Genomic DNA, 1001 nt, shown 5'->3' with positions numbered 1-1001 from the left:
CGCTCTTCTGTAGGAGATTGTTGATACTGCTGAGCTGCTGCTGTCGAGTCGAAGAGGACAAGGACACCGCGTCAGCGGTGTCCGACACGGATGATTCCGCTAGATGCGTTTGGGTCGGAATCGGTCGCAGCGGACCTGCTCCAACAGGTTCGCTGGCGTGACGGCGTTTCCTGTCCTCGCTGCCGTTCTGACCGAACGGTCAGAAACGGCAGCTATGGGCACTTTCAGCGGTATCTCTGTAAGGATTGCGACCGCACGTTCAACGATAAGACCGGCACCATCTTCGCTCACTCGAAGATCGCACTCCGCAAATGGTTGTTCTCGATCTACGCGTTTTTGCGGTTTAACACCAGCCTCAGGCAGTTACAGTGCGAAATCGGTGTCACCTACAAAACGATCCACAGGCGTGTCGAGCGCTTTGCCGAAGCGCTCGACGCGCCGTCACTCGATCTCCGTGGACCGGTCGAAATTGACGAGTTCTACGTTTCTGCCGGCCTGAAAGGCCGCGAGCGCGACCGCTGGTCGCGCTCTCGCGGCCTCGCCCGACGCGGGCGCGGAACATATGAACAGGACAAACCGCCCGTATTCGTACTCGTGGATCGCGGCACCGAGCAACGGTACGTTGTGCCAGCGAAATCCGCAGACGAATCAACGATCCGGCTCCTGCTGGCTGACCGCCAGCAGGAGCCTCTCACCGTCTATACCGACGGATTTCGTGCATACGATCCGCTTACAGAAGACGACCAATTCGACCGCGAATACGTCGTTCACGGAGACGGTGAGTACGCCGACGAGACGATCCACGTGAACACCTGCGAGAGCCACGCGTCGCTGGCGCGACGGTGGCTCTCGCCGCATCGAGGCATCTCAAAAGACCGCCTCACACAGTATCTCCGAGCGTTCCAACTCAGACGAGAACTCTACCGCAAACCCGGACGAAAAGCGCTCAAACACGCCATCAAAGCAACTCTCTGAAATCAACAATGTGCTACACAAGAGCG

General features: G+C 58.2%; 1 protein-coding gene. It reads left to right on the top strand.

The annotated features are described in order from the left end of the window. Positions 1-90 precede the first annotated feature (90 nt). Positions 91-975 carry an IS1595 family transposase gene (locus ACFQEU_RS16580; RefSeq protein WP_379783935.1) on the top strand — a complete coding sequence of 295 codons (885 nt, stop codon included), beginning with the start codon at positions 91-93 and terminating at the stop codon, positions 973-975. Positions 976-1001 lie beyond the last annotated feature (26 nt).

The organism is Halorubrum tibetense, from assembly GCF_042661865.1.
Lineage (GTDB): Archaea > Halobacteriota > Halobacteria > Halobacteriales > Haloferacaceae > Halorubrum > Halorubrum tibetense.
This window is presented reverse-complemented; position numbering and strand designations above follow the sequence as displayed.